Source organism: Methyloglobulus sp. (assembly GCF_046714055.1).
Classification (GTDB): domain Bacteria; phylum Pseudomonadota; class Gammaproteobacteria; order Methylococcales; family Methylomonadaceae; genus Methyloglobulus.
Window position 1 is genome coordinate 1 of record NZ_JBKKBJ010000275.1, and the last position, 3456, is coordinate 3456.

At 46.2% G+C, this 3456-nt stretch carries 5 protein-coding genes and 2 pseudogenes; all 7 read left to right on the plus strand.

The genetic code is table 11. The features are described from left to right. Nucleotides 1-119 (plus strand): annotated as a pseudogene (locus tag ACLQ6D_RS16805) (IS1 family transposase); the annotation flags it as partial. 379 nt (nt 120-498) lie between these two features. Continuing rightward, nucleotides 499-876, plus strand: a complete 378-nt coding sequence (locus ACLQ6D_RS16810) for a hypothetical protein (protein WP_411728460.1) — start codon at nt 499-501, stop codon at nt 874-876. Nucleotides 877-949: 73 nt separating this feature from the next. Next, on the plus strand, nt 950-1570 hold the full coding sequence (locus tag ACLQ6D_RS16815; protein WP_411728461.1) for a methylthioribulose 1-phosphate dehydratase: 621 nt from the start codon (nt 950-952) through the stop codon (nt 1568-1570). Then, entirely contained in the window at nt 1567-2124 is a 558-nt protein-coding gene (locus tag ACLQ6D_RS16820; protein ID WP_411728462.1) for a 1,2-dihydroxy-3-keto-5-methylthiopentene dioxygenase, read from the plus strand. The genes ACLQ6D_RS16815 and ACLQ6D_RS16820 overlap by 4 nt, the downstream gene beginning before the upstream one ends. Then, on the plus strand, nt 2124-2804 hold the full coding sequence (mtnC, locus tag ACLQ6D_RS16825) for an acireductone synthase (protein WP_411728463.1): 681 nt from the start codon (nt 2124-2126) through the stop codon (nt 2802-2804). Before ACLQ6D_RS16820 ends, mtnC begins: the two co-directional genes overlap by 1 nt. 95 nt (nt 2805-2899) lie before the next feature. Beyond that, entirely contained in the window at nt 2900-3211 is a 312-nt protein-coding gene (locus ACLQ6D_RS16830; protein ID WP_411728464.1) for a transposase, read from the plus strand. Between the two features lie 63 nt (nt 3212-3274). Next, nucleotides 3275-3456, plus strand: a pseudogene (locus tag ACLQ6D_RS16835) (hypothetical protein); the annotation flags it as partial.

Sequence of the window (3456 nt, forward strand, 5' to 3'; positions counted from 1 at the left end):
ATTTTCTTGCCAGGTTGCGCCGCAAATCAAAATGCTACAGTAAATGCCAAAAAATGCTGGAATACTCTGTTAGGCCACTGATGGCAAAATGGAATAATATGCTAGCTATATTAAATTAGCAATTCCAAAATATCTACACTAGCCCTAGAAATTGTTACGCAACAATCAAAACTAGAGACACTATCGGAGTCAATTGCAGCACAAAAGGCCGAAGCACTGGCCGTTACCGCATAAGTACAAAAAGAGTACGCTGATACAGAAGCCAAACGAAATGCTGACTTCATAAATATAATTGAAACCTTCAAAGAAGCATTTAACAGCCACCAAGAAGAATCCAAAATTAAGGCGATTCAACTAATAACGGCGCTTGAAACAAGTCGTGATGAAGCTGCAAATATTGTTCAGGTTGTTGGGAACATTGGAGTAACGGGGAACTATCAGAAAATTGCTAATAGCGAATCTAAAGAAGCGAATCGCTGGCGCTGGATTGCAGTTGGAATGTTTGCATTAGGCATCGGAACCGCAATAGCAACTTTATGGAAATTTTGGGATGATCCATCTACGCCCGAAAACGCATGGTCGGCAATCATACGATTACTTTACGCTATCGCGATAACAACACCAGCATGGTACGCTGCAAAGGAATCTGCTAGGCATCGCACCAATGCAGATCGTGCTCGACAGACCGAATTGGAACTTGCTTCACTTGGACCTTTTATCGAGTTAATGCAACCAGAAAAGAAAGAGGCTATTCGTGAAGATTTAATAAAGAACTATTTTGGCAAAGGAGTAACGCCCCATGAAGTTAACGAGCCAGTTAAAATAAAAGACCTTAAAGATTTGTTGCTTGAAGCAATCAAAGCTCTTTCAAAATAGACGGTTACGCCTCATGCCTCCCGATTTTTTATTACCGAATCTTTAAAAAAATCAAACCATCTCTTTAAACAACATGCATTATTCCCAAGATTTTAAAACTGCGGCAACAGCCTTATGCAATGCCGGACGGTTTATCGACAGCAAGGGCTGGGTGCCGGCAACCAGCGGGAATTTTTCTGCGCGTTTGCAGGATGGTACGATTGCCATTACCACCTCAGGTAAGCATAAAGGTTATTTGCAGGTCGATGATATTATGCTGATTGATGCCGATGCCAATTCTCTGGATGGCAAAAAGCCGTCGGCAGAAACGATATTGCACACTTTCTTGTATAAGCGTTTGCCCGATGTCCACGCCATTTTGCACCCGCATTCGATCAATGCCATACTGGTTTCAAGGCTTTTTCGTGATGAGATTATCTTGGAAGATTACGAGTTATTAAAAGCCTTGCACGGCATTACGACGCATGAAACCCGAATTACGATACCGATTTTTGCCAACGACCAGGATATTCCACGCTTAGCGAGCCAAGTCGAGCGCTATTTGGATACGGTGAACGACTGTTACGGCTATATTATCGCCGGGCATGGCTTGTATACTTGGGGTGTATCCGTACCGGAAGCGCTGCGCCATCTTGAGGCGCTGGATTATTTATTTGATTGCGAATTACGACTGCACGGAGCCAGAAAACCATGAGCGTATTAACCATTTACCCCGATGACCAACCGAAGCAAGGCAAACGTTACACCGATTTTGCCGACATAGAACGCGAGCTTGCGGGTATTGGTGTCAAGTTTGAACGCTGGACGGCCAATCGCGAACTGACTGCCGATGACGGCCAGGAAACGATCATTGCCGCTTACCAGGAATCCATAGACAAGCTGAAACAGCTCTACGGTTTTCAATCAGTGGATGTGATTAACCTAAGCCCGGATCACCCCCAAAAAGCGGAATTCCGACAAAAATTTCTGGCTGAACACATCCATGACGATTTTGAAGTGCGTTTTTTTATCGACGGCTGTGGACTCTTTTATCTGCATGTAAACGATAAGGTCTATGCGGCCTTATGCGAAAAAGGCGACCTCATCAGCGTTCCTGCCAACACCACACACTGGTTTGACATGGGGGAAAACCCCAGCTTCAAGGTCATCCGCCTATTTACCACACCGGAAGGCTGGGTTGCCAAGTTTACCGGCAGTGAAATTGCCAAATCCTTCTCAGCCTTGGACGAATTTCTAGCTGAACTGTAATGATTAAAGCCATCGTCACCGATATTGAAGGCACTACCTCGTCGTTGTCTTTCGTTAAGGATGTCCTGTTTCCATACGCACGTGGGAAACTGCCCGATTATGTCCGGCAACACCTGAACGAGCCTTACGTCAAACAACTGCTTGCTGATACCTGTCATGAAGCAGGTGCCAAACTGAATATCGAGGCCGCTATCGCCCAGCTTATCCAATGGATAGACCAGGACAAAAAAATTACCTCGTTAAAAGCCTTGCAGGGTTTGATCTGGGAAGCAGGTTATAAACAAGGCGATTTTAAAAGCCATCTGTACCAGGATGCGATAGACAATCTTAAAGCTTGGAAAGCCAAAGGCATTTTCTTATATGTCTATTCTTCCGGCTCAGTATTAGCGCAAAAACTCCTCTTTGCACATACCGATTCTGGCGACTTAACGCCTTTATTTTCTGGGTACTTTGACACTACGATTGGCGGCAAAAAAGAATCCGACTCTTACCGAAAAATTGCCGAAGAAATCGGCTATCCTGCACATAACATTCTGTTTCTGTCTGATATTAAAGAGGAACTGGATGCCGCAAAAGCTATAGGCTATAAAACCATCTGGCTCACCCGTGATCATGGGCCGGACGTTCATGCCGAACATCGTCAAGTCAGTTGCTTTGATGATATTGAATTGGAGGGGTGATAGAGACTGCTTTTTGTTTTCTACTGTGCGATGTAATGGTTTAATCAAACAGGACACACCTTAAGGCAGGTTTATAATGTCCCAAGAGGTGAAAAATAAGTCCACAAAGCAAACAAAAAAGGCCTGAATACACGCTTGAATTTAAGCAAGATGCAGCCAAGTTGGTCAATGAAAGAGGCTATCCCCACCAACAGGCGGCAGATCGTTTAGGTATTCCCCTAAGTGTGGTGGGACGTTGGGTTGGGGCGGAACGGGGTCCTGCATCCACAGCCACAACCCAAAAAGCCGTCTTGAACTTGACTGGCCGAACTGGATTGTTGCGGCTGGGCAAGGAAAACGCGCGACTGCGCATGGGGCGCGAAACAACAAAAAAGGCTGCGGTCTTCTTTGCCAAAGAAATCGAGTGAAGTGCGGATTTATTCGGGAGCGACAGGGGGCATGCCCGGTTACCGTGTTACGTAAGGTGGGGGGTGAGCTCCAGCGCCTTTTGCGCGTGGGCCAAAACACCCGGGACTGATATAACCAGGCAAAAGCAAGCGCTTGAGGCCAAGGCCCGCCAGCCTTTCGATGCCCACAAGCAAACCTATGGTTATCGGCGGCTATCCGATGCGCCGGACAAGGCAGGCCTGAAGCCGGGCCATCACCAAGTGCG

What these genes read in the sequence shown, in the direction of transcription:
- ACLQ6D_RS16815 (WP_411728461.1), top strand. Translation starts at nt 950, where the DNA reads ATGCATTATTCCCAAGATTTTAAAACTGCGGCAACAGCCTTATGCAAT.
- mtnC (WP_411728463.1), top strand. Translation starts at nt 2,124, where the DNA reads ATGATTAAAGCCATCGTCACCGATATTGAAGGCACTACCTCGTCGTTG.
- ACLQ6D_RS16820 (WP_411728462.1), top strand. Translation starts at nt 1,567, where the DNA reads ATGAGCGTATTAACCATTTACCCCGATGACCAACCGAAGCAAGGCAAA.
- ACLQ6D_RS16810 (WP_411728460.1), top strand. Translation starts at nt 499, where the DNA reads ATGTTTGCATTAGGCATCGGAACCGCAATAGCAACTTTATGGAAATTT.